The organism is Mesorhizobium sp. M7A.F.Ca.CA.004.12.1.1, from assembly GCF_003997835.1.
Classification (GTDB): domain Bacteria; phylum Pseudomonadota; class Alphaproteobacteria; order Rhizobiales; family Rhizobiaceae; genus Mesorhizobium.
In genome coordinates, this window is sequence record NZ_RZRK01000995.1 from 1 (window position 1) to 1,939 (window position 1,939).

Annotated in this window: 2 protein-coding genes; one reads left to right on the forward strand and one right to left on the reverse strand. The window is 66.0% G+C overall.

The window, feature by feature from the left end; genetic code table 11:
- The coding region (locus EN984_RS32740) for an aldo/keto reductase (RefSeq protein WP_164765837.1) at window positions 1–471 on the forward strand (471 nt) is incomplete at its 5' end.
- On the opposite strand, the gene mutS is transcribed toward EN984_RS32740, so the two are convergent.
- The coding region (gene mutS, locus EN984_RS32745; RefSeq protein ID WP_127384269.1) for a DNA mismatch repair protein MutS at window positions 472–1,939 on the reverse strand (1,468 nt) is incomplete at its 5' end.

A 1,939-nucleotide genomic window follows, 5' to 3' on the forward strand; every position in this document is an offset into this window, starting at 1 on the left:
GTCGCGGCTTTCGAGACCCTGAAAAAGGCCGGCAAGATCCGCCACTGGGGCGTCAGCAATTTCGACACCGACGAGATGGAAGAGCTGACCGGCCTGCCCGACGGCAACAATGTCCAGACCAACCAGGTGCTCTACAATCTGGTCCGGCGCGGCCTCGAATTCGACCTGGCACCCTGGAGCCTGCAACGCGGCATTCCGCTGACGGCCTATTCGCCAGTCGAGCAAGGCGCGCTGGCGCGCAATGCCAGGCTCGACGCCGTCGCTGCCCGCCACAATGCGACCCCGGCGCAAATCGCCCTGGCCTGGGTGATGCAACAGGAGGGCATCATCGCCATCCCCAAGGCCAGCAGCCAGGAACATGTCCGCCAGAATGTCGCCGCGCTCGACATCAAGCTGACGCCGCAGGACATCACCGATCTCGACCGCGCCTTCCCTCCACCAGCGCGCAAGCGCGGGTTGGAGATGATCTGACTATGTCCCCGCCAGCCCCTTCAGCCGGTAGAGCGCTTCCAGCGCCTCCCGTGGCGTCATCTCGTCGGGATTGATCTCGCCCAGCGCCGCCCCCAGCACATCACTTTTCACCGGCTTCGACGCTTCCCGCTTCACCGCCACCGAAAACAGCGGCAAATCGTCCACCAGCCGGTTCGTCTTGCCCGAAACCTCACCTTCCTCAAGCTGGTGCAGCACTTCCTTGGCGCGGTCGACCACCGCCTCCGGCAGGCCGGCCAGCCGTGCCACCTGCACCCCGTAGGAGCGGTCGGCGGCCCCCTTGCCGACCTCGTGCAGGAAGACGACGTCGTTCTCCCATTCCTTGACCCGCATGGTCACGTTGGAGAGCCGCGCCAGCTTGCCGGCCAGCGAGGTCATTTCGTGAAAGTGAGTGGCGAAGATCGCCCGGCAGCGGTTCTTCTCATGCAGATACTCGACTGCCGCCCACGCGATCGACAGGCCGTCGAAAGTGGCGGTGCCGCGGCCGATCTCGTCGAGGATCACCAGTGCGCGCTCGCCGGCCTGGTTGAGGATCGCCGCCGTCTCGACCATCTCGACCATGAAGGTCGAGCGGCCGCGCGCCAGATCGTCCGAGGCGCCGACCCGCGAGAACAGCCGGTCGACGACGCCGATATGGGCCGATGTCGCCGGCACGAAGGAGCCGGTCTGGGCCAGGATGGCGATCAGTGCGTTCTGCCGCAGGAACGTCGACTTGCCGCCCATGTTCGGGCCGGTCAGGAGCCAGATCGCACCGTTCTTGGCGCTGCCCTCCGGCGACAGGTCGCAATCATTGGCGACGAACGGGCCATCGCCGGAACGGCGAAGCGCTTGTTCGACCACGGGATGCCGCCCCCCCGCAATTTCGAAGGCGAGGCTCGAATCCACCACTGGTCGGCACCAGGCTTCGCTTTCCGAAAGCAGCGCGAGCGCCGCCGAGACATCGAGCACAGCCAGCGCATCGGCACCGGCGCGGATCTTCTCCGCCTCGCCGACCGCTTCCGCCGTCAGCGCGTCGAAGGCGGCCAGTTCGATGTTGAGCGCCCGGTCGGCGGCATTGGCGATCTTGGTCTCGAGTTCGGCAAGCTCGGTCGTGGTAAAGCGCATGGCGTTGGCCATGGTCTGACGGTGGATGAAGCGCGCCTTGGCGCCGTCGCTGCCGGTCATCACCGCATGATGGTTGGCGGTCACCTCGATATAGTAGCCAAGCACATTATTGTGCCGGATTTTCAGCGAGCGGATGCCGGTCTCGTCGATCAGCGAGCGCTCCAGCCCGGCGATCACCTTTCGCGATTCGTCGCGCAGCGCCCGCATCTCGTCGAGATCGGCATGGTAGCCGCCGCGCAAGAAGCCGCCATCGCGCTTGAGCAGCGGCAGTTCGTCGCCAAGCGCCTGCGTCAGATGCTGGGCCAGCGCCTGGGGCAGAGCATGGATGGCGGCATTGGCCGCCATC